This is a genomic window from Acidisoma sp. S159 (assembly GCF_009766125.1).
Taxonomy (GTDB): Bacteria; Pseudomonadota; Alphaproteobacteria; order Acetobacterales; family Acetobacteraceae; genus Acidisoma.
The window spans coordinates 18971-19288 of the sequence record NZ_LMUG01000080.1; positions in this window are offsets into that span (position 1 = coordinate 18971).

The following is a 318-nucleotide window of genomic DNA, read 5'->3' on the forward strand; positions in this document are numbered from 1 at the left end:
TGTCGGGTTTTTGCCTCCGACACCGCGCCGTGGCCGCAGGTGGCTCTTCAGCAGCCGTCCTCGCCCTTCCTGGCCGGATCGAGACAGGCCAGCGTTACCAGCCGCTCAACGCATCAGCGACGGGCGAAAACGGAGACGTCATCTGATGAGCGTGCGTTATCTCAACTTCAGGAATGCTGAGCAAGCAAGGGCCCTGCCGTCTATAGCCAAGCCTTTATGCCCGTACTCCATTGTGGCCCATCGACCGCCTAAAAATGACCGAAGGAATTACTTGAAGCCGACTGTTGTTAGTTGCTCCTAAAGCCTGATGAGCTGCAG